Annotated in this window: 20 protein-coding genes; 14 read left to right on the top strand and 6 right to left on the bottom strand. The window is 41.1% G+C overall.

Annotated features, from left to right (window positions below; all coding sequences use genetic code 11):
• Positions 1-36: 36 nt before the first annotated feature.
• The 4 genes from E0H77_RS06475 (at position 37) to E0H77_RS06490 (ending at position 4,255) form a co-directional block, all read left to right on the top strand.
• Positions 37-609: a cob(I)yrinic acid a,c-diamide adenosyltransferase gene (locus tag E0H77_RS06475; protein ID WP_131313606.1), complete on the top strand. Its 573-nt coding sequence runs from the start codon at positions 37-39 to the stop codon at positions 607-609.
• 49 nt (positions 610-658) lie between these two features.
• Positions 659-1,384, top strand: a complete 726-nt coding sequence (locus E0H77_RS06480) for a glycerophosphodiester phosphodiesterase (RefSeq protein WP_131375983.1) — start codon at positions 659-661, stop codon at positions 1,382-1,384.
• A gap of 155 nt (positions 1,385-1,539) precedes the next feature.
• Positions 1,540-2,703, top strand: coding sequence for an acyl-CoA desaturase (locus E0H77_RS06485; protein WP_131313608.1), 1,164 nt, complete (start codon positions 1,540-1,542; stop codon positions 2,701-2,703).
• A 109-nt stretch (positions 2,704-2,812) separates the two neighbouring features.
• Positions 2,813-4,255 carry a protein adenylyltransferase SelO gene (locus E0H77_RS06490; protein WP_131375986.1) on the top strand — a complete coding sequence of 481 codons (1,443 nt, stop codon included), beginning with the start codon at positions 2,813-2,815 and terminating at the stop codon, positions 4,253-4,255.
• A gap of 28 nt (positions 4,256-4,283) precedes the next feature.
• On the opposite strand, the gene E0H77_RS06495 is transcribed toward E0H77_RS06490, so the two are convergent.
• On the bottom strand, positions 4,284-4,970 hold the full coding sequence (locus tag E0H77_RS06495) for a response regulator (protein ID WP_131375989.1): 687 nt from the start codon (positions 4,968-4,970) through the stop codon (positions 4,284-4,286).
• Positions 4,971-4,974: 4 nt separating this feature from the next.
• Positions 4,975-6,654 (bottom strand): sensor histidine kinase efflux regulator BaeS, encoded by a 1,680-nt coding sequence (baeS, locus tag E0H77_RS06500; protein ID WP_131375993.1) that lies wholly within the window; start codon positions 6,652-6,654, stop codon positions 4,975-4,977.
• Positions 6,655-6,797: 143 nt separating this feature from the next.
• Between baeS and E0H77_RS06505 the strand changes: the two genes are divergently transcribed.
• The 5 genes from E0H77_RS06505 (at position 6,798) to E0H77_RS06525 (ending at position 12,277) form a co-directional block, all read left to right on the top strand.
• Complete coding sequence (locus E0H77_RS06505) at positions 6,798-7,190, top strand: hypothetical protein (RefSeq protein ID WP_131375996.1); 393 nt, start codon at positions 6,798-6,800, stop codon at positions 7,188-7,190.
• A 281-nt stretch (positions 7,191-7,471) separates the two neighbouring features.
• Positions 7,472-9,274, top strand: coding sequence for an acyl-CoA dehydrogenase C-terminal domain-containing protein (locus E0H77_RS06510; protein WP_131375999.1), 1,803 nt, complete (start codon positions 7,472-7,474; stop codon positions 9,272-9,274).
• A gap of 135 nt (positions 9,275-9,409) precedes the next feature.
• Positions 9,410-11,188 carry an acyl-CoA dehydrogenase C-terminal domain-containing protein gene (locus E0H77_RS06515; protein ID WP_131376001.1) on the top strand — a complete coding sequence of 593 codons (1,779 nt, stop codon included), beginning with the start codon at positions 9,410-9,412 and terminating at the stop codon, positions 11,186-11,188.
• Positions 11,189-11,300: 112 nt separating this feature from the next.
• On the top strand, positions 11,301-11,786 hold the full coding sequence (locus E0H77_RS06520; protein WP_131313615.1) for a phosphate-starvation-inducible protein PsiE: 486 nt from the start codon (positions 11,301-11,303) through the stop codon (positions 11,784-11,786).
• Positions 11,787-11,830: 44 nt separating this feature from the next.
• Positions 11,831-12,277: a hypothetical protein gene (locus E0H77_RS06525; RefSeq protein ID WP_131313616.1), complete on the top strand. Its 447-nt coding sequence runs from the start codon at positions 11,831-11,833 to the stop codon at positions 12,275-12,277.
• A gap of 169 nt (positions 12,278-12,446) precedes the next feature.
• Here the strand turns inward: E0H77_RS06525 and E0H77_RS06530 are convergent, their stop codons facing one another.
• Positions 12,447-13,910 (bottom strand): phospholipase D family protein, encoded by a 1,464-nt coding sequence (locus tag E0H77_RS06530; protein ID WP_131376003.1) that lies wholly within the window; start codon positions 13,908-13,910, stop codon positions 12,447-12,449.
• Between the two features lie 103 nt (positions 13,911-14,013).
• On the bottom strand, positions 14,014-16,029 hold the full coding sequence (gene znuD, locus E0H77_RS06535; protein WP_131376005.1) for a zinc piracy TonB-dependent receptor ZnuD: 2,016 nt from the start codon (positions 16,027-16,029) through the stop codon (positions 14,014-14,016).
• A 133-nt stretch (positions 16,030-16,162) separates the two neighbouring features.
• Between znuD and E0H77_RS06540 the strand changes: the two genes are divergently transcribed.
• The 4 genes from E0H77_RS06540 (at position 16,163) to E0H77_RS06555 (ending at position 20,469) form a co-directional block, all read left to right on the top strand.
• Positions 16,163-16,927, top strand: coding sequence for a DUF4184 family protein (locus tag E0H77_RS06540; RefSeq protein WP_265937312.1), 765 nt, complete (start codon positions 16,163-16,165; stop codon positions 16,925-16,927).
• Positions 16,928-17,059: 132 nt separating this feature from the next.
• Positions 17,060-18,847, top strand: coding sequence for an aspartate--tRNA ligase (gene aspS / locus E0H77_RS06545; RefSeq protein WP_131376009.1), 1,788 nt, complete (start codon positions 17,060-17,062; stop codon positions 18,845-18,847).
• A gap of 105 nt (positions 18,848-18,952) precedes the next feature.
• A complete protein-coding gene (locus tag E0H77_RS06550) occupies positions 18,953-19,171 on the top strand; it encodes a hypothetical protein (RefSeq protein WP_131376012.1) in 219 nt (72 codons plus the stop codon).
• A gap of 5 nt (positions 19,172-19,176) precedes the next feature.
• Positions 19,177-20,469: an O-antigen ligase family protein gene (locus E0H77_RS06555; protein WP_131376015.1), complete on the top strand. Its 1,293-nt coding sequence runs from the start codon at positions 19,177-19,179 to the stop codon at positions 20,467-20,469.
• A 2-nt stretch (positions 20,470-20,471) separates the two neighbouring features.
• Here E0H77_RS06555 and E0H77_RS06560 read toward each other — a convergent pair whose 3' ends face one another.
• Positions 20,472-21,230, bottom strand: coding sequence for a glycosyltransferase family 25 protein (locus E0H77_RS06560; protein ID WP_131376017.1), 759 nt, complete (start codon positions 21,228-21,230; stop codon positions 20,472-20,474).
• Positions 21,231-21,298: 68 nt separating this feature from the next.
• Between E0H77_RS06560 and E0H77_RS06565 the strand changes: the two genes are divergently transcribed.
• Complete coding sequence (locus E0H77_RS06565) at positions 21,299-22,186, top strand: glucosamine inositolphosphorylceramide transferase family protein (RefSeq protein WP_131376020.1); 888 nt, start codon at positions 21,299-21,301, stop codon at positions 22,184-22,186.
• Here E0H77_RS06565 and E0H77_RS06570 read toward each other — a convergent pair.
• Entirely contained in the window at positions 22,176-23,219 is a 1,044-nt protein-coding gene (locus E0H77_RS06570; protein WP_131376023.1) for a glycosyltransferase, read from the bottom strand. The genes E0H77_RS06565 and E0H77_RS06570 overlap by 11 nt on opposite strands.
• Between the last annotated feature and the right edge of the window lie 5 nt (positions 23,220-23,224).

A 23,224-nucleotide genomic window follows, 5' to 3' on the forward strand; every position in this document is an offset into this window, starting at 1 on the left:
GGCATTATCCTTTTTTATCATTAAAAGGAACTACTTATGGGTCACCGTTTAAGTAAAATTTCAACCCGCACTGGTGATGATGGCACCACAGGGCTTGGAGATGGAACACGTGTTGAAAAAGATGACTTGCGTATTCAAACGCTCGGAGATGTCGATGAGCTCAATAGTGTCATCGGTGTATTACGTGCGCAAGTTGTCAACAGCAATATTCAGGCAGATGAAAAGCAGCGCTGGGATAAAAGCTTAAGTCTCATCCAACACTGGTTATTTGATCTGGGTGGCGAAGTCTGCATTCCCAACTTTTCCATGGTTCAGGAATCTGCCTTGCTATTTTTAGAAACAGATATTGAAGCCATGAATAAATACCTGCCAATGCTTAAAGAGTTTATTTTGCCAGCAGGTTCATTATCATGCAGTTATGCACATCAAGCGCGTGCTGTGTGTCGCCGCGCTGAACGTAGCCTGATTAGCCTGCAAAAGCGTGATCAAAATATTCAAAAAACATCACTCCTGCTACTTAACCGCCTATCTGACTGGTTATTTGTGGCATCTCGCAGCTTGCAACTAGAAGAACACGGCAAAGAAATGTACTGGCAAAGACAAAAATAGTATTTTTCAGCGTAAAATAAATTCATCATCTATTTGATTTGGCAAATGAATGCAAATTATTGGTCATCGTGGTGCGCGTGGCGAAGCACCTGAAAATACCCTCGGTGGTTTTGCTTATTTAAAACAGTTGGGCATTCGAGCAGTCGAGTTCGATGTCCGCCAACTTCCAGATGACACGCTTATTGTCATACATGATGACAATCTTTTCCGAACCGCTGGAAAATTAAGCTCTGTTTACCAAAGCCAGCGACATGATCTGGCTCACCATGATCATCGCTCCCAATGGAAAAACTGGGAAAATCATGAACCAACCCCTTTGCTGCCACAAGTACTCGATTTACTAAAAGACTTTCAGCATATTGAAGTTGAAGTCAAAGCGGTGAGCAATCAGGCGCAAGCCGAACGTCTTATTGAGGCATTACAACAACAACTCAAGGGTTTTGAACATTCAGCAACCATTACCAGCTTCGATGAGAAAATTTTACAGGCATTACAGCACAACCAAAGTCCATTTCAGCGCGGCTTGCTGATTGAAGACAATCTTAAAACTCAAGCTATTGAAAAAGCAATAAAATATGGGTGTACGCGCATTGGCTGGAAAGATAAACTCGCCACGCCTGATATGATTGAATTATCAAAACTGGCAAAACTTGCAGTGAGTGTCTGGACTGTCAATGATGTATCAAGAGCAAAAAACTTACTAGATCAAGGCATTGATGGATTAATCACCGATTTTCCAAAAACAATGCAACAGCAGCTCTATATTTTAGGGTAATATTTAGACAGAAGATATTGATCGAAAGTTTATCTTTAGCTTTTAAAATACAAGTGTATAATATTGCTAAAGCATCTATAAAGATGTCTCTGAACAACCATCAGTATTACATTTTTGAAGGTTGACCCTATTTACTCTTAGGAGCGTCGCTGCATATGACTCCCCTGCCCCAAGCAAAAGCACCGATTAACTGGACAGCAACCATTACGTTGTTGGGGACTCCCATTGCTGCCCTGATTGCCATACCGCTATATGCTTATTACCACGATTTTTCTGTCAGTGCGTGGGTAAGCCTATTTTTTCTACTCGCGCTGAGTAGTTTAAGTATTACAGCGGGCTATCACCGTTTATGGGCACACCGTGCCTATGAAGCGTCTCTCCCACTAAAAATTATCCTGATGCTCGGTGGAACGTTTGCTGTACAAAACAGTATTCTGTACTGGGCATCTGGACACCGTACTCATCATCGCCATGTCGATGATATTGAACAAGATCCGTATTCGATTAAAAAAGGTTTCTGGTATGCCCACTTAGGCTGGATGATTCGTGATTATCCTGCGGCTACAGCAAACTATAAAAATGCGCCTGATTTGCTTAATGATAAAGTCGTGATGTTCCAAGACAAATACTATGTGCCTTTGGTGATTGCCGTGCATGTGGTGATCTTGGGTACAATTGGCTGGGCAGTTGGCGACTTGTGGGGTGTGATTTTATTAGGTGGTTTGCTCCGCCTGATCTTGAGTCATCACGTAACTTTCTTTATTAACTCCCTATGCCACATGTTTGGTAAACGTCCATATACCGACGAAAATACCGCACGTGACAACTTCTGGTTAGCGATTGCAACTTGGGGCGAAGGTTATCATAACTACCATCATATCTTTCAATACGATTACCGTAATGGCGTGAAATGGTGGCAATATGACCCAACCAAATGGCTGATCTGGTCGTGTTCAAAAGTCGGTTTGGCAAAAAATCTGCGCCGTATTCCAAGCTTTAATATTAAAAAAGCAGAGTTGGCAATGAAATTTAAATATGCCGAACAAGACCTCGCGGTCTATGGACATGACATTAATGAAGACATGCGTAATATGAAACAACATATTGCACAGGAATACGAAGCATTTACCCACACGCTGAATGATATGGCAAAACTTAAAGAGCTTGAGTTACAACATAAAAAAGCAGCGGTCACTGAAAAATTTCAGAAATTTGATCACAAATTAAAACTGGATTTCCAATTGATCGAACAGCGTTTACAACACCATCGTGACCGTTTGGAAGTACTAGTGAAAAGTCTGCGTAAGATTTCGACCTAATCTAACATCACTATTAAGAAAGAGATGCCAGTGCATCTCTTTTTTATTTTGTCTTTCCAAAGCGAAGTTTTGTTATAGTCTTTCCGAACATTTGCAAAACCTGTCGACTATGATTTTCAATTCCCTGTACCCTTCTTTAAATGCCAAGCTTTTTCATCAGCAAGCCCCTAAACCATTGCAGGGCGCACGTGCAGGACATTTCAATGCTGCCTTAGCCAATGAATTGCAATGGACTACAGAAGAACAGCAAGATTGGGTGGCCATTTGTAGTGGACAAAAAACCTTTGCTGAGTTTCCACCACTGGCAATGGTGTATGCTGGGCATCAGTTTGGGCAGTGGGCAGGACAACTCGGTGATGGCCGTGGTTTACTGATTGGACAAATTCTAGATCGGCAAGGTAAAACCATTGACCTACACTTAAAAGGGGCTGGTAAAACGCCTTATTCACGTATGGGTGATGGCCGCGCAGTGTTACGTTCCGTGATTCGTGAATACTTGGCAGGACACGCACTGAATGCTTTGGGTATTGCGTCAAGCAATGCGATTGGATTTACCACATCTCAACATACTGTGCAGCGCGAACAACTTGAACAAGGTGCAATGCTTCTGCGTACAGCAGATTGTCATATTCGCTTTGGGCATTTTGAGTGGATTAATCAGTACGCACCTGAACTGTTGAATGAATTCACTCAAAAAACTATCGAATGGTATTTTCCCGAATGCCTGAATGCTGAACAGCCAATTCTTGCTTTTGTCGATCAGGTAATTGAACGTACAGCCAAAATGATCGCCCAATGGCAACTAGTGGGTTTTGCACATGGCGTGATGAATACCGATAATTTAAACATTACAGGTTCAACGCTAGATTTTGGCCCTTACGGTTTTATGGAACGCTTTCGCCCCAACTGGATCAATAACCATTCTGATCATCAGGGGCGCTATAGTTATCAAAATCAGCCAAGCATTGGACACTGGAATTTATGGGTCTGGATCAATAACCTTGTGCCACTTGCCAAAGCTGAAGATCGTGAACAGTTTAAGCAAGACTTGGTCAAAGCCTTGGAACAGTTTGAACCGAAATTTCTGGCGTTTTATCAGCAAGGGTTGGCTGCAAAAATGGGACTGCCCGATTTTCATAAAGACAGCTTTGACTGCGGCATGGCATTTTTAAAAATCATGCAAAGTGAGCAACTGGATTACACACAAAGCTTTTTGCGTTTACAAGACAAACAATATCGCGCGATTCAAGATGACTGCCTCGATACCCGTCAGGTCGAGAATTTCCTACAGCAGTATCATACAATTCGTGAAAACCAAGACACTCAACAGCTTGATGCAGCCATGCGTTTAGTCAACCCACGTTATATTTTACGTAACCATATGGCACAGACAGCGATTGAAGCCGCACAGCGTGATGACTTTAGCGAAGTGGAGCGTTTGTTTGAATTATTGGCGCAGCCGTTTACCCATCAACCCGAACGTGAACGCCCTGCCGATCTTGCACCTTTACCAAGTGATGTACCCGATGTAATGGTGAGTTGTTCATCTTAAAAAAAGGAGCGTTATCGCTCCTTTTTATTTACTCATTCGGATATTCAAAACGATACCCGACACCATACACGGCTTGTACCCATTCATGGCGATTATCATCTTCTGCGACTTCAGAAATCTTGCGGCGCAGGTTTTTAATGTGGCTGTCAATCACGCGGTCAGCCACGTCAAAACTGTCAGGGTTAATATGATCGAGCAGTTGAATCCGCGAATAGACTTGTCCAACATGCTCTAAAAATAGTTCTAATAAGCGGAATTCGGTCGGGGTCAAATTCAAGGCTTTTTGTTTATACCAAATGCGTTGCTGAGACTTGTCGATACGAAACAGATCATTGTCTTCAGGTTCCGCTTTACGCTCCAAACGGCGTAACACAGCTTGTACACGTGCCACCAATTCTTTCGGGCTAAATGGCTTACAGACATAATCATCTGCCCCCATGTTTAAGCCCAGTACCCGATCAATTTCTTCGGTACGCGCAGTGACCATAATAATCGGCAAGTTAGATTGTTCACGTACCTTACGGCAGATGGTTAAGCCATCCATACGCGGCACCATCAAATCCAGAATCATCAGGCTCGGTTTGCGTTGCAAAAAGCTGTTATAGGCTTCTTGTCCATCGTGAAACATACTGACTTCATAGCCTGCTGCTTCTAAGTAGTCACGAACCAGCCCCGCTAATTCAACCTCATCTTCAACCAAAATAATATGTTTCATAAACTTATGTCCTAAAAGTTTTTGGGAACGTTAACTGGCAGCGCAAACCACCCAAAGGCGAGTGATCAAAACTGAGCTTGCCCCCTAAAGCTGTCGCAATTTTGACTGAGAGTGCCAAACCTAAACCTGTGCCTCCCGTACTACGGGTACGAGAATCATCGACACGATAAAAACGCTCACCCAAGCGTTGCAACTGTTCATCGGTTAAACCTAATGGGCTATCATCAATCAACAATGTCCATACCTGTTCATTTTGTGTGCTATGAATACGAATCGTACCGCCTTGTTCAGTATAACGAATACTATTGCCCAGCAAATTCACCACGATTTGCTTAAAGCGATCGACATCTAAAGACAATACCGCACCGCTACCATCTACTTCGACGTGTAATTGAGCCTGTTCAAATTTAGGGGTGAAATTAATCACTTCCTGCACCACCACCTGCCACGGATCAACCTCAGCAAAATAACAGGTCAACTGTTGGGCTTCAACCTGTGCCAAGTCTGCCAAATCTTGAGTCAGTTTTTTGAGGCTACTCACCTGACTCATCATCGAGGCGAAATGCTCAGGAGTAGGTTTACGAATACCATCCTGCATCGCTTCAATTTGTGCCTGCAACACCGCAAGCGGGGTTTTAAGTTCGTGTGAGGTATCGGCAACCCACTGACGGCGGGATAATTCATGTTGATGCAAAATCTCGGCAAGCTGATTCATTTGATTGGACAAATCGCCCAGTTCGTCGTTACGTTTGACCTGCATTTTGGACTCGTAATGTCCCTTTGTTAACTCACGAGCAACACGCAGCAGTTGATGAATCGGTTTCTTAAAATAAGTCGCCAGTAACAGGGCAAGGAGTAAACTGGCAAATACCGTGACGGCATAAATCAACAATAAAACTTGCTTTTGGGTACTAAAGAAATTGAGACTCAGTGCATCTTCCTGATCAAGAACAGGTTTTAAACCCAAATATCCAACAACCTGATTATTAACGGTAATCGGGCGAAATGAAACTGCGCCTGTATTTTGCTCACCGACGATAAAATGCTTTTTCGCATCATACAAAGACAAGCGAGAACTTAAACCCAATTTATCGGGCATTGGAATAAAACGCTTCTTACCTTCAGGTGGTGCATCACCTAGTAAGATATTCCCCTCTTTGGGTTTATGATTCGTTTGTGGTGGCGGACGATTCCAAAGAGCGCCTCTCTTTAAGGGAAAACTCAGACCCTCAAAAGGCTGATATTCGGAAGGAAGATTTTCTTGTAATAATCGAATTTCATTCACAGACAAGCCTTCTTTTTTGATGGCTGTTTGCTGCTCGACTCCAGTCGGGACATTTAAAATGGTATTTTCTTTAAAATAGCGCTGCTGAAAAGCAATATCATATTGACGGCGCAACCAAACTCGTGAAAGATGATCATAATCATCGGGGTCAGGTTTACCTTCAATTTGTAAAATCTGTGCCTGAATGGCATTGCCCCAGTCATGATAAATGCTATATACCCCAGCCAAGTTTTCAATGAGATGATCCAGTTTTTGCATTTCAACATCAGCAACATACTTGGTGAAGTTTTCCTTCATGGTCCATTGAAACACACCCAAGCTCACCGTGGTAATAATAACGGTGGTCAACAACACTGTTAAAAATAAGCGTAAGGCAATGGGAACACGCAGGTTTTTCAAAAATTCGACTCAATCAACATCCTGAATTTTTCCATTGTAACTAACATGTGAATAAAAAACTCTTCATTGTTCCTTCATGTTGGTTGGTTAAAGTTAACACAGTAAAGTTTTTTAACTTTCGTATACAAAAAAAGGACAATAAAATGAATCGATTCGCCAAAGTTGCTTTAGTAAGTGCCACGTTGCTCAGTATGGGAACATTAACCGCCTGTCAATCCATGATGCAACACCATGACCCTGCTGCTGGTATGCAAGCAGGTTCGGAAGAACCACACCATCGCCATCACTGGCAACATCATATGTCGGAACAGGACATGGCAAAACATCAAGCGGCACTTGAACAATTTAAACAAGCATGTAACAACCAAACTGTTGGTGCAAAAGTTCAGGTCAAACTTGAAGATAAAACCATTACAGGTACATGCGAACTACGCTTTAAACCCGATATGAATAAAGACCATCCAATGTCTCCAGCAAATATGAATAAGGATCATTCAATGTATCCAGCAAATATGCCTATGCCTGCGACAAAATAAATCACCGCAAAGACAAACGGCAGATCATATTGGTCTGCCGTTTTTGTTTGTCACTCAGCCGATTGGCTAAACGCACATTAAATTCTTAGATAAAATTAATATTATTCAATATTTTATTATAGTAAATTCAATTTAATTTGACTTTATAGTCACACAGATTCCACGATTCTACTCTTGTCGAATACTGCAACTTGTTGCACGATGTAATCCATACAAAGTGCTGGGAAAGGCACATTTTAAAGCCATAAAACTGGGGTTTGCCAGTACAAGAGGATATGATCATGCCACAATACAAAGCGCCTTTACGTGATATGCAATTTGTCTTGCATGAGTTGCTGCATGCCGAGCAGCACTATGCCAAATTGCCTGCATTTCAAGATACGGTTAGCCGTGAATTGATTGATCAATATTTAGAGGCTGCCGCAGATTTTTGTGAAAATGAACTGTCTCCACTCAACCAAATTGGTGATCGTGAAGGCTGTAAATGGCATGATGGCATCGTCACCACTCCAACAGGGTTCAAAGAAGCCTATCAAAAATATATTGAACTGGGTTTCCCATCCCTTTCTGCTGAAGAACAATACGGTGGTCAGGGTTTGCCAAACTCTTTGGCAACCGTGATTTCGGAAATGGTCGGTAGCTCGAACTGGGCATGGGGCATGTACCCTGGATTATCGCATGGTGCAGTACGTACCATTGAAGACCACGGTTCAGACGAACAAAAAAACACCTATTTGCCGAAACTGGTTTCAGGTGAATGGACAGGTACGATGTGCTTGACCGAGTCACATGCCGGTTCAGATCTCGGCATTATTCGCAGTAAAGCCGAACCAAATGCCGATGGCAGCTATGCCATTTCAGGAGAAAAAATCTTTATCTCTGCGGGTGAACACGATATGGCTGAAAATATCGTGCATATTGTACTGGCACGCTTACCGAATGCGCCGAAAGGCACTAAAGGGATTTCACTGTTTATTGTGCCAAAATTCCATGTTAATGCTGACGGATCTTTGGGTGAGCGTAATAACGTGCGCTGTGGTTCGATTGAACATAAAATGGGGATTCATGGTAATGCCACCTGTGTGTTGAATTTCGACAAAGCCACAAGCTATTTGATTGGCCCTGAAAACCGTGGTCTAAACTGCATGTTCACCTTTATGAATACAGCACGTATTGGCACAGCAGTTCAAGGTTTGGCCGCATCTGAGTCATCATTCCAAGGGGCACTGGTGTATGCCAAAGAGCGTCTAGCGATGCGCTCACTGTCTGGTGCTAAACAACCTGAAAAAGAAGCTGACCCGATTATTGTGCATCCTGCAGTACGTAACATGCTCTTGACCCAAAAAGCCTTTGCCGAAGGTGGTCGTGCCCTTGTTTACTTACTGTCTCAATATGCCGACTTGGTGGAACGCGCTGCAACGAGCGAAGAACGTGAATACGCAGACAATATTTTGTCCTTGCTCACCCCGATTGCCAAAGCCTTCTTGACTGAAACAGGCTATGAAGCTGCGAATAAAGGCGTTCAAGTATTTGGTGGACATGGTTTTATTGCCGAACATGGTATGGAACAAATTGTACGTGACACCCGTATTGCATGTTTGTATGAAGGCACAACTGAAATTCAGGCACTGGATTTGCTTGGTCGTAAAGTGCTACAAACCAAAGGTGCATTGCTGCGTGATTTTACCAAAATCATTTATGACTTTACCCAAGAGCAAGCTGAAAACACCGAGTTACAAGACCAAATTCGCGCACTGGCGAGCCTGAATAAAGAATGGGGACAACTCACTAGCCGTATTGGTGAACGTGCCAGCCAAAATCCAGACGAAGTTGGCGCTGCTGCGGTCGATTACCTGTTCTTTGCAGGTTATGTGACTTTAGCCTATTTGTGGGCACGCATGGCGGTGGTTGCTCAGCAACAACTGGCCCAAGGTTCCAGCGAAGTTGAATTTTACAAAGCCAAAATCACCACGGCACAATTCTACTTCAAAAAAATCTTACCACGCGTACACGGGCATATTGCCGTGATTGCAGGCGGCTTAGAACCCCTCATGAGTATGGATGCCGAACACTTTGCATTCTAATGCACAGAAAAAAGGCTGCCTCACTGTGCAGCCTTTTTTATGAAATGTCTTGCAACGATATTCTGGTGGTGATACACAATCCATCATCATAAAAATTGCTAGAGTTAAAACAAACACAAAAACAGGTGAACAACAATGCCAATCTATAATGCCCCACTTGCCGATATGCGTTTTATTTTAAATGAGGTGTTTGAAGCGGAACCATTTTGGCAAAGCAATGAAAAGCTGGCATATTTAGATGCTGCAACTGCCGAGGCAATTTTAGAAGAAATGGCGAAATTTGCCAAAAATATCACTCTGCCACTCAACCGTAGTGGTGATGAACACGGCGCACACTATGCCGATGGCAAAGTGTCTACGCCAGAAGGTTTTAAAGCCGCATTTCAACAGTATGCCGAAGGTGGCTGGATTGGCTTGAGTGCCGATGAAGAATGGGGCGGGCAAAGCATGCCAAAAATGCTCACCGTACTTTCCGATGAAATGATTTTTGCCACCAACCCTGCATTTATGCTTTATCCGCTACTTTCAGTCGGCGCGGGTATGGCGCTCAACAGCTATGGCTCACAACAGCAAAAAGAAACCTATTTGCCAAAAATCTATTCGGGCGAATGGTCAGGCACCATGTGTCTGACTGAACCACATGCAGGCACCGATTTGGGGATTATTAAAACCAAAGCTGAACCCAATGCCGATGGTAGTTACCAGATTACAGGCACCAAGATTTTCATTACAGGTGGCGACCACGACCTCACGAACAACATCATTCATCTGGTCTTGGCCAAAACCCCAAATGCCCCTGCGGGTTCACGTGGTATTTCACTGTTTATTGTGCCGAAATATTTGGTCAATCAAGATGGTTCTTTGGGCGAGCGTAATCATGTTGCTCCAGGTTCAATCGAACATAAAATGGGCATTAAAGCCTCAGCCACCTGTGTCATGAACTTCGATGCTGCCAAAGGCTTTTTGGTCGGCAAGGAAAATGAAGGCTTGGCTGCCATGTTTGTGATGATGAACTATGAACGCTTGTCGATGGGGATTCAGGGTTTAGGTGCTTCCGAGTTTGCCTACCAAAATGCCGCGCAATACGCGACAGACCGTCTGCAAGGTCGCAGTGCTACAGGCGTGAAAAATGCTGACAAACCTGCGGACAGTATTTTGGTACATGGTGATGTACGCCGCATGTTACTCAATGCCCGTGCCAATAACGAAGCCTCGCGTGCCTTTGCGGTCTATGTAGGACAACAGCTCGACATCACCAAGTTCTCAACCGATGCCGAAGCGGCACACAAAGCCAATAACCGTGTTGCCCTGCTTACCCCGATTGCTAAGGCGTATTTAACCGATACCGCCTTTAATGCGGTGCTTGATGCCCAAATGTGTTTTGGTGGACATGGCTATATCGCTGAGTGGGGCATGGAACAATGTGTCCGTGATTTGCGTATTGCCCAGATTTATGAAGGAACAAATGGCATTCAGTCTCAAGATTTAATCGGTCGTAAGGTCATTAAAAATAACGGTGAATTCTTATATGAATATATTGAAGAAATCCGTAATTTTGTACATGACCTCGATATCGAGCTTAATTTTATTAAAGACACAACCCTCGACGCCTGTACCGAAGTTGAAGCCATCACCCAATATGTGATTGAACAGGCGCAAGAAGATCCTGACTTTGCCAACGCCGTTGCGGTTGATTATTTGCATGCAGTGGGCTTGCTCAGTTTCGCCTATATGTTTGCCAAAATTGCGCATGTGGCACAGCAAAAACAAGGCGAGTTTTATGCCAATAAACTGCGTCTTGCCCAGTATTATATTGAAAAAGTTTTACCTGAACTCAACAGCCGTTTTGCCAAAATCAATGCGGGTGCAAGCGTGATGATGCAATTTAACTCTGCATACTTCACGCAGCAATAATCTGCTCCAGATTTAAAAAAAATGCCTGTTTATTAGGCATTTTTTTATTTTGTCATAGTTTTTGCATGATACTCTCGTAATCTAAATATAGATCGCATACAGGTGTCATACCATGCCCACCCCCAAAAATAAGACCGATCAAGTTCAACCGTTCTTAGATCGTATTGGTCATCTAGCGGTTGAGAGTTTCCATTATCTCGCCTTGTTTATTATTGGCTGTATGATCGCATGGTCAGCTGTGCATACCACTGTTGGCATTTTTACTGAAAAGAACTACGCCAGTATTGATGATATTTTACTGTTATTCATCTATTTAGAACTTGGGGCAATGGTCGGGATTTATTTTAAAACCAATCACATGCCTGTACGTTTTCTGATTTATGTTGCGATTACTGCCCTGACCCGCCTGCTCATTTCCGTGATTCAGCACGATCATAAAGCCTCTCTGGACTTGCTAATTGTGACAAGCTCAATCCTGATTTTGGCAGTGGCAATTTTTATTGTGCGTTATGCCTCTTGGCATTATCCATCGGCAATTAAAGAAAAAAATGAAACTGTCAGCAAAAAGTTACAGCCTCAGGATGATGAACTGGCATAATTGTCAGATATATTCATCGAATGAAATAAAGAGAGCTGAGGAAAGTGTCTAATTTAAATTTTGAACGTCTAGAGCAATTTTTTGCCAAAGTTCCAAGTGTTCAAGCCAGCCGTATTGTGGGGCATGGTGATGATGGGCAACATGCGTGGTGGTTTAAGTTTTTTATTGATCTTGAGCATCCTTTAGCTTGGCAAACTGTACAAGAACTTGGGCATGTTCTCAATTATCTTTCCACCAATGAACGCTTACCGACCCAGTTTCTCCCTGTGTCCCCACCCCCTTATATGAACGGTGAAGCCAAAGATTTCTTGGCTTGGGTGATTCAGTGTAACCATGCTGACTTTTCACCTGATGTGGTATGTGACTGGCTTGAAGCACGCTTACCCACCCCTGTTGAAGATGAAAGCCAATGGAAAATCAAAACAGATTTAAGCGAAATTGAATCACTGGATGACAAGGCACTCGATCAGCTTTTGCCACCACAAGACTAAACCGCTATACATAAAAAAAGAGAGGCGATGACCTCTCTTTTTTTATGCGGTTAAATGAGTTTCTTTCATTAACCCACTTTATTTCTCTTGTGCCTGATTGAAATATATTTCAATTTTGCTCAGGGATAAAAATCAAGAAGGCATAAATTATGATGAAAGAAGCCTCAAGTTAAAACGTCGACAAGCCTGTCCATTCCATCAAACGGTATAAGGCATATTTCAGTTTTGAACCATCGGCATATTTACTGTAATCCACACTGATTTGACGACCATTTAAGTTTTCCCAAGCCGTATTAAAATAATGCTGTGCATCAACAAATACAGGTGCTTGGCTTGAACCCATTACACGCAGATCAGTTTCAAGATTATAGTTTTTCAGATTACGTGCCGTGAAATTGGCCGAACCGAGTAGCAGTTCTGACTGGGTGGCATTGTGCTTCAGCAACAGTTTGCTGTGAGCCTGTTCACCATGCGTATCATTCCAACGCACCTGAATTCCTGCATTATGCAATTCCACCGCAACTTCGCGGTTTGGAATTCCATTTTTCTTTAAACCAAAAGCATCTTTGTTCGGATCGAGTAACACGCGAATCTGTACGCTTCGGCGTTTGGCTTGTTTCAAAGCATCAATAATTTTGCGTTCAGACAAATAAAACATCGCCAGATCAATCTGATCCTGTGGTTTTGCCGTATTGATCATGTTCAGTGCTGCCCGATAAATCGCAGCTTCAGTGAGTACCTGAACCTGTGGCAGATTTTTTGCACCCTCTTGCTGCCCGACAATCACGACACCCATTTCACCTTGTGACATTTCTGCCACAGGCTGCTCAGAGTTTAAAATATCAACAGCAACAGGGCCAGATACCAGTAAAGCGACATTGTCATGATGTGAACTACCATCATGCGGGTTGGCCGAGGTCACCAGACCTTTCCAGCCCTGATCGGTATCCACCACAATCGTTTTACGATGATTGGCTTTAAAATTCATCAAGTTAAAATAACTGCGCAGCGTCACTTTGCCCTGACCAAATGGATTTGGTAACCAGCCTGCTTGCGGATTATTCCCCAAACCTTGACAGCACAAATACCAAAAACCTGACCATACAGGATTAGGTGTTCGTAGCGGTGTGAGATTGGTTTCAATCACATCAACACCTGCCTGACGCAACTTGCGATAGTGTTCAGGTGCAAGCCCACCATACACCGAGTTGATCGGGTCGGTAATGACTTTAATTTCGATATTTGGAGATTGAATACGCTTTCTAATCAGCGCTTGTGTAAGCTCTTGTGTCAAATGTCGTCGAGGCTGAGCATTTTCTCCCATTTCGTCATTAAACAAAAACATGTCAATAATAATGGTGGTTTTGGCTTGCTCAACCAAACTCAGCATTTGATTAAAAATACGCTGATCTTGTTGTACTTTTCCTGTTGCATCGACATAAGTTTCATCGGCAAAAAATTGTACATCGGCATGGTGCAATGCACCCGTATAGTCAATCCCGCGTGGCAACGGTTTGACCGTATGGTAAACCGCAGAAGATGTATAGCCAATAAAAAAAATACCGACGAGCAACCCTGCATAATGGCGGGGAGACCATTGTAACTTATTATGAATTTTGTGAAATATACGCATAAAAATAAACCTAGCACAGTAGAGTCAGGCTAGGTTCTCTCTCAGATTTTTTCAAGAGTAATTTCGTGATAGGAAACATTCCTGTCACGAATCTGGCTGTATCTTAGAAGTTAAAATCCACACCAACGGTAAAATTACGCCCCACTTGTGGCACATTAGCAAGGAACGATTCATGCTGATAGACTTTGGCATCTAGCAAGTTGTTGGCTTGAGCATACAAACGATAGCCTGTTTTCGGGTTGACTTGTCCTGTATAGGCCAAACCCAGATTCAACATGTTGTAGTCTTTGGTGGCAGTTTCATAATTGGCGATATCATCCTGATTAAACACATGATAATACTCTGCTGTTGCTGAGTAGCCATCTCCAAAGTCTGCTTTGAAACGTGTCCCTAAACGTCCACCCGGAATACGTGGAGCATTGCCTTGATTATCGAGTTTGCCACGCACATAGTCACCAAACAGACCTGCGTTCCATACAGGTGAAAGCTGATAGCTCAAGTCTGCATCAACCCCATAAAAACGCGCTTGTGCCTGACTATATTGAATCAAACGAAAATCCTGATATTGATCCAGCGTTTTGGCATAAATAAAGTTATCAAACCAGTTTTGGAACACACTAACGTTATATTTCAAACGGTCATTGTTAAAGTGCAGCCCCAATTCAAGGTTATTGGATTTCTCTTTATTTAAATTGTCATTCCCCAATTCATAGGTATTGGTCGCCATATGCTTGCCATCAGAATATAACTCCTGAGCAACGGGTAAGCGTTCTTGATGCGATGCTGTCAGTGACAGTTTATAATCCGGGATAAATTCCCAACTGGTTGAACCTGCAAGCGAATAGGCTGTACCACTGTAGTCTTTTTGAGTGGAATCAATATTGATATTTTGCTGGTCAATCCGCGATGACACTTCAAAATTCAGATTATTGACCCGCTTTTGTTGCAATGCAAATAGGCTGTATTTTTTGGTGGTGTTCGGATTCATCAACGATTCCTCACCATTGATACTGAGTTTTTGCTGGGTAAACTGTGTTCCAATTTGCCCTGTCCAGCCCGCCCACGGGTTGTTGCTCAAGGTAATGCGTGCATCTGTACCTTTACTGTTAAACCGAGTATTTGGGGTATCACCCGCCATTTCGGTATGTTGATAATCAGTATAGTTGGCTTGCGCCGATAATTTGTTAAAACCTGCAAATGGATCTTTCAACTCAGTTTTAATGTCGTAGCGTTTTTGCTTTAAGTTAATCCAACCTTGTGCATCATCCCCACCAGCCACTGCTGTACCACAACCGACTAAGCTGTTGCCGCTGCGCTCACAGGTACTATAAAGTTCGTTATCGGCAGGAATACCATATTGGTCATGACGCTGGCTAAAGGAAATTCCTGTGTATCCGCGGTCATAAATCCACGACAGACCCACATTGTAGTCTTTGGAATCTGCAAAAGTGCTGTCCTGACGACGATCTTCGCTTTGCAGATCTTTGGGTAAAATATAGTTATTGGCATCGCGTTTTAAGCCACCTAAACGCAGTGCAAACTGATCACCTAACCCAATCGTGGCATTGCCAGAATACAACAGCTCATCACTACCTGAGTTATAGCGCACGCCTGCACGACCACTATAGCCGCCTTCAGGCATTTTCGTTGGAATCTTGTCATCCACGACATTGATCAAACCACCAACAGACCCCGCAGCATATAACAAAGCTTCAGGACCTTTGAGAATCTGGATTTCCTGTGCTAAGTTGGGATCTACTGTCACTGCATGGTCAGGTGAGACTGAGGATACATCTAAGGCATCTCCACCATTTTGGGTAATTTTGACACGTGCCCCATCTTGTCCGCGAATCACAGGTCGGCTCACCCCGCCCGTGTACTGTGCCGAATAAACACCCGCCTGACCATTTAAGGCATTACCAATCGTGGTTGCACCTTCAATCAAGGTTTTCCGATCTACAACAACATCGCCAGCGGTTGAATTCACTTTTGGTTTTTTGACAACATGAACCTGAATGGTGGGTAAATCGCTTTCTTCCACAGGCGCATCTTGTGCCATGACGTGTTGAATCGCCAGCGATAAAATGGAAAGAGCAAACACATGTTTCTTAAAAGGCATTGTAGGCATCCAGTGCTAAATTTGTTGTTATATTATAACGTATCGAGTTATTTGCAAGACTCATTCGTGCTTTATCCAGAATTCCGTTAAAATTTTGTTTTTCTATTCCTAAATTATCGTTATGGCATTTACTGTGTCGCACATGTTGTTTGCACCTGTGATTTATCGGCTCAGTCAGCGGCAGTTTCCACTTGCTGCAACAGGCATTGGTTGTATGACCCCAGACCTGTTTCGCCTATTTACCCAACAGAACATAATGATCAGTCATTTATGGCAAGGTCTGATTTTCCCTGACCTATTCATTGGTCTGTTCTTTTCGGGGTTATGGTATGGTTTGTATCGTCCTGTCATGTTTACAGGATTGGGGCTAATTACCCCTCTGCATTTACACAAAGTAAAGCAGCAAGGTGTCTTTTGTGTGACAACTGCCTGTGCTGTTTTACTGGGAACAGTCAGCCATTTCTTTTGGGACAGTTTCACCCATCTAGACATCCGCACATGGTTTTCACGCGATTTTTTACAGCAGCAAGTGGAAATTTTCAAACATAGTTACCCACTGCATTACGTCTTACAAATTGGAACATCGCTACTCGCGTTACCTTGGCTATGGATTTGGTCAAAGCGTTACATCGGCAAATATCGGCAAAATTCGCCATCTGCATCACAACGACAATTTTTACAGCGTTTATATGCTTGCTCACTGCTCTGCGGCATTGGCATGCTGAGTGTTTATTTGTCGCATCATTTTGAGTTTGGAGAAAATAGCGATGAACTGATCGGACGGAGTTTTAAAGCCTTTGTACAAGGTTGGCTGTTGTGTTTTAGCATGGGTTGTGGCTTGTTTTTATGGAAATATTCACAAATTCAACCTGCTAAGAGATCGCTACCGCCACATTAACATGCCTTGTCGATGGTTTTTTCGCACTAAACCTTGAGCAACATGACCTAAAAAGGCATAATCGCTGATTCACTGGCGGTACGCTGTTTACGTATACGCTCCTATAGCCAATATAGTTTGGATTTAAAAAACATGATGCGAACTCATTACTGCGGTTCTTTAACCGAAGCCCAAATTGACCAAACTGTGACCCTTTGCGGTTGGGTACATCGTCGTCGCGATCACGGTGGTGTGATCTTCCTTGATATGCGTGACCGTGATGGTCTTGTGCAAGTGGTTATTGACCCAGATACTCCTGAAGCTTTCGCAACAGCAGATAAAGCACGTTCTGAATTTGTATTAAAAATTACGGGTCGTGTACGCCGCCGTTATGCAGGTACAGAAAATGCAAATATGGTGAGTGGTCAAATTGAAGTTTTAGGTAAGGAAATTGAAGTCCTTGCCGCATCTGAAACTCCTCCATTCCCATTAAATGACGAAAACACCAATATTTCTGAAGAAATTCGTTTGAAATATCGTTTCTTGGACATCCGTCGTCCAGAAATGTTAGATCGTTTACGTTTCCGTTCTAAAGTCACCAACCTGATTCGTAACTACTTCGAAGATCACGGTTTCCTAGACGTTGAAACACCGATCTTGACTCGTGCAACCCCAGAAGGTGCGCGCGACTACTTAGTTCCAAGCCGTGTTTCAAATGGCAGCTTCTATGCCCTTCCACAGTCGCCACAATTGTTCAAACAGTTGTTGATGGTGGGTGGTATTGACCGTTATTACCAAATCGCAAAATGTTTCCGTGACGAAGACTTGCGTGCAGACCGTCAGCCTGAATTTACCCAAATCGACGTTGAAACATCGTTCATGAGTGACGATGACATCATGGATTTGATGGAAGGCTTAACGGTTAAAATGTTTAAAGAATTGTTGAATGTTCAATTCGACAAATTTGAACGTATGACCTATGCTGATGCAATGCGTGACTATGCATCTGACAAACCAGATATGCGTATTCCTTTGAAACTGGTTGACGTTGCAGACTTGATGCAAGGCGTTGAGTTCAAAGTATTTGCTGGCCCTGCAAAAGACCCTAAAGGTCGAATTGTTGCGCTTCGCGTACCAGGTGCAGGTGCTTTACCACGTAGTGCCATCGACGAATATACTAAATTTGTTGGCATCTACGGTGCAAAAGGTTTGGCTTACATCAAAGTCAACGAACTTGAAAAAGGCATCGAAGGTCTTCAATCTCCAATCGTGAAATTCATCGAGCCAATCGTGCTTGATTTGTTAAAACGTGTTGGTGCTGAAAATGGCGACATCGTATTCTTCGGCGCAGACAAAGCCAAAGTTGTAAACGATGCGATGGGCGCACTTCGTGTGAAAATCGGTCATGACCTTAAGCTTGCAACTTGCGAGTGGGCGCCACTTTGGGTTGTTGACTTCCCAATGTTCGAAGAAACTGACGACGGCAAATGGACGTCTGTTCACCATCCGTTCACGCTACCAAAATCTTCTGTTGAAGACGTGAAAAATAACCCAGGCGAAGCATTGTCTGTAGCGTATGACATGGTCTTAAATGGTACTGAAATCGGTGGTGGTTCACTTCGTATCTATACTTTAGAAATGCAAAAAGCCATTTTTGAAGCGTTGGGTATTAGCGAAGAAGAAGCAGAAGAAAAATTCAGCTTCTTGTTGAATGCATTAAAATATGGTGCGCCTCCGCACGGTGGTTTGGCATTTGGTTTAGACCGTCTAGTTATGCTCATGACTGGCGCTTCTTCAATTCGTGATGTAATTGCATTCCCGAAAACCAAAACTGCTGAATGTCCATTGACACAAGCACCTGCACCAGTTGAAGCAAATCAACTGCGCGATTTAGGTATTCGTTTACGTGAAAAACCAAAAGCTGAAGCGAAAGAAGCTTAAACTTTTGTGTATTGAAAACCCTGCTTCGGTAGGGTTTTCAATGGCAATTGAGATTGACTCTCTATGGTGGCATAATAAACTGCTTTTTTATGTTAGGTGAAAACTATGGCTATGCGTCCAGAAGTCCGTCGCCGTTCGTTGGTGGTTATTGTGTTTTCTTTGGTCCAATGGGGCATTATGAACTATATTATTCATAATCAACTCATGAACTTTACCACTTACCAACGCATTTTATATTTCTGTTTCAGTAGTTTATCTGCTGCATTGTTAATTTTCTGCGCCTTGATTTATATGGTGCTCAAGGGTAATTCGGATAATAAATAGCCACAATGATCACTTTACGCCACCAAGATAAAAATACTATTTCTTATTGTTCTATTCATGCTTGTATCAACTTAATCTTTGCTTATTTACTATATAAAGCTGTTTTAGGGAAAAGTAATTTAGATGGATTAATGATATTAGCTATTTCAATTATTGCATCTACTTTTTATTACTTTAAAATAAAACAAAAAATAAATTTTCCACTTTATAGTATATTTGTATTTATTACTCCTTGCATTATTTTATCTTTACAATATTTCTTTCAGCTTATACCCGAAAGCATCTCTGTACCAAAGGAAATTATAACAATTCATCAAATTTTTTCCATGTATAATTTAAACTACACATATGGAATATTTTTTTTCTTAATACCTTTTTTAATAAAAAATACGAATTATAATTATAAAAATATGTTTAACTTAATCACAGTCTTTCTCATTATTTATATAATATATAATATATATGTTGGAAATCAACTAAATTTCAATAGAGATGAGCTTGCAAATTATTTTAAAACATTAATCACATATGACAATATCAGCATTATATTAATAGGATTAATTTATCTATATAGCTTTTACTTATATAAAACATATAACAACAAATGGTTAATTTTTTCTGTATTAATTATTTCATTAATAGCCATAATAATTAATATTACACATGGTACACGTGGAACTTGGTTAGTACTCCCATTTCTTTTTATTTTAACTATATGGTTTTATCAAAAAACATGTAGACCATATTTATATGCGCAAGTTGGTTTATTTATTATATTAAGTATTTTTCTATTTGCTTTAAAAGGAAAAATAATTTTAGACCGCATTATAGCTGCATACCACGACCTTATTCTATTCCATGCACACTCCACAGAACCAACAAGTATCGGTTCACGCTTAATTATGTGGAAAAATGCTATAATTGACTTTAAAAACTCACCAATCACAGGAATAAGTACATTTAGAGTATCAGAACAAGTATGTGAATTAAGCAAAAAAGGTATTATATCAGGTGACTGTTTAACACACATGCACAGCATTTATTTTCAAGAGCTTGCAAGTCATGGTCTAATTGGTTTTTTTGCATTACTTTTTTCTTTTATTTTTCCTTTATATTATTTTTTAAATTTTAAAGCTAACACACCTCAACAAACTCTATTAAAGGCATCAGGTATATATGTCATTATTAGCACTATGATTTGTGGAATCACTGATTATTATTTCATTACAGCTGTTGCTAGTTCCATATACTATTGCCTAACATTATCACTCCTAGCTTTATTACATAAAAGGAGTTGATATCAACTCCATTTATTCAAAACAATCTTTTTGATTTTTTTCAAATAATAATGAAAATAATATATTCTATTTTTTTTAACTTGGCCCATTAACAATCTTTCTTGCTCTAAATAGCTACAATTATCTAAGTTATCTTCATTTAGAACTGGATGTTCAAATAAAAAAGTTGCATAAAAACTAATATTTTTTTCCAAAAGGAGACCTCCCCAATGATCATAAATCTTAGGTGTAGCATGGTATGATATTAACCTTTTCGCCATCCCCCTATCTACAACATAAGCATAGGCATAGGCTAATTTATCTAGAAAATCCAGATCAACTTTCAGAATTTTTTCTCCAAAAAATACATTAGGTAATAACTTACCCCTTACTTTATTGCAAATTTTCATCTGAATGCCACCTAAACTTAAAAAGAAATTAGGTTTTAATTTCATATCTTTAATTAAATTTTCTAAATCATCAAGATCAATATCAAAACGTTCAATAACATCATCTTCAAAAATAATTGCATATTGTTCATCAGAGTTTAAGAAATCTCTTAAAGCTGCAATATGAGACAAGGTACAACCTAGCTCACCAGGAGTCATAGGTTTTTTCTTACCCGCTACACCTTGTTGAAAATATTCACTGACGCTTAGGTTTTTACCTATTATCCCAAATTGCTTAAATTCATCTTTATAATTATAAAATGTTGCCTGCGAGTACAGTTTGTTCAAACGATCACTATTAGCAGATTCAATACTGATTAAATATTTTTTCATTTCATTCAAATGTTAAAATGAGGTAAAGATAGTGTATCTAATTATAGTTATATCGAGTGTAAAATCTAATGCTAAATCGCCTAATTAAAAAAAAATGGTATAAACTTCAACAAAACCAAAAATCTAAAAAGTTTAGCTCACATTGGTACATGCGTTTCGGCTGGTTAGAACAACCTTTTACAACACTTGAGCAATTACGACCTTTATTTGAAATTCACTCACCACAACAGTTAACTTTTGCAGACAGCTTCTATGCGCATGAAAATGGTCGCCATTTCATTTTCTTTGAAGAAGTGAATGATCAGCACCCTGTGGGTTTTCTTTCTGTTTTAGAAGTCTTTAAAGATGGCTCCTATACGCTACCTGAAACTATCGTAAAGCTTGACTATCACCTCTCTTATCCTTGTGTATTTAAAGTTAAAGATGTTTGGTACATGATTCCCGAAACTTCCTCAAATAAGACAATTGAGCTGTGGAAATGCAATAAATTCCCATTTAGGTGGGAAAAACATTCTAATCTTCTAGAGAATATTGAAGCAGTCGACAGCACACCTTTCTACCATGAAGGGTTATGGTACCTTTTCACATCAACAAAACGTAATTGTAAAAAATTTGGTGACCGCTTGGACATATTTTTTACTAAAGATATTTTAAATCCAGATTGGCAAGAACATCCTATGAACCCAGTATGCCTAGGTAACCAACAATTCCGAATGGCTGGAAAACCCTTTATCTACAAAGGTCAACTCGTTCGACCAAGTCAAGACTCTTTAAAACGTTATGGCGGTAATATTGAATTAAAAGCAATTACTCAGCTCAATCCAACTGTTTACAAGGAAAAATTATTAGAAGTTGTTTTGCCAAATTGGAACCAGGCTGACGACGGTTGCCACACCATTAATGCAGAAGATAACTTCGTAGTGCTTGATGCGATCCGCCTCACCGCTAAAGAATAAGCGACTTTAGTAGATTTTCATAAATAGCGATAGTCTGCTGGGTCATTGCTGGCACCGTCAGCTCTGTTTTAGCTTTCATAAAAAGAGGGTTAAAATCATTTTTTGCCTCTGGTTTAAGTGCAGATTGAATAGCTCTTGCTAGACCTTGTGCATCACCAATTTCCGCAAGGTATTTTTCTGGCAACCACTCAATCACACCATTAACCTTAGTAGATGCCATTGTTTTATCTGCCTGCAATGCTTCCACCATTACCAATGGAAAACCTTCACGGTCAGATGATAAAACCACAACATCTGCTAACTGAACCAAATCTCGAGCGTCAGTTCTAAACCCTAAAAAAGCGACCCGATTTTGCATATTCAGTTCACTCACCTGTTTTTCTAAATTGGCCCGAAGTGAACCATCACCAATAATCCATAAATTGACATCTATATGCTGCATCGACTCAATCAATAAGCTGATATTCTTTACTGGCTCTAGGCGTCCAATACACATGACCACTTTTTTACTATGATTCAACTTAGAAAAGTCATTTCGAATAGACTGAAGTAATTTTTCTTTATTCTCGATCGTAAGAATGGGCTGAGGATATACCCCGTTGTAAACAACGTGTGCTTTCGATTTGGGAATATCGTGTTTCAGTGCTTGGCTAACTGCAATAACAGCATCACCAGCTAGATATGCAGACTTATTCTTTTTCGTGCCGTGTACAGTTGTCACAAACTTAGGGCCAGATAAAAATGGCTTAATACGAGCAATCAGTTCAGCAGCTTTTCCTGCTTGTGCATGAACAATATCTGGCTGAATTTGTTGAATTAGAGACTTAAGTTGCAAAAGTAAAAAAATATTCCAACGGCTTCGTGCAAAATCAACAGCATGAAAATGTACATTTGAGTTGAACTTCTCAACATAACAAGGATGGGCAATCACGTGCACTTCTTGGTTTAATGCTAACTCGTTGACCAAGTTAAAAGTATGCTGTTCTAAACCACCTATTCCACCGCTTGTTGCTAATACCTGAACAATTTTCATAGTTG

Origin of the sequence: Acinetobacter brisouioides (assembly GCF_004331075.1) — a bacterium.
Taxonomy (GTDB): domain Bacteria; phylum Pseudomonadota; class Gammaproteobacteria; order Pseudomonadales; family Moraxellaceae; genus Acinetobacter.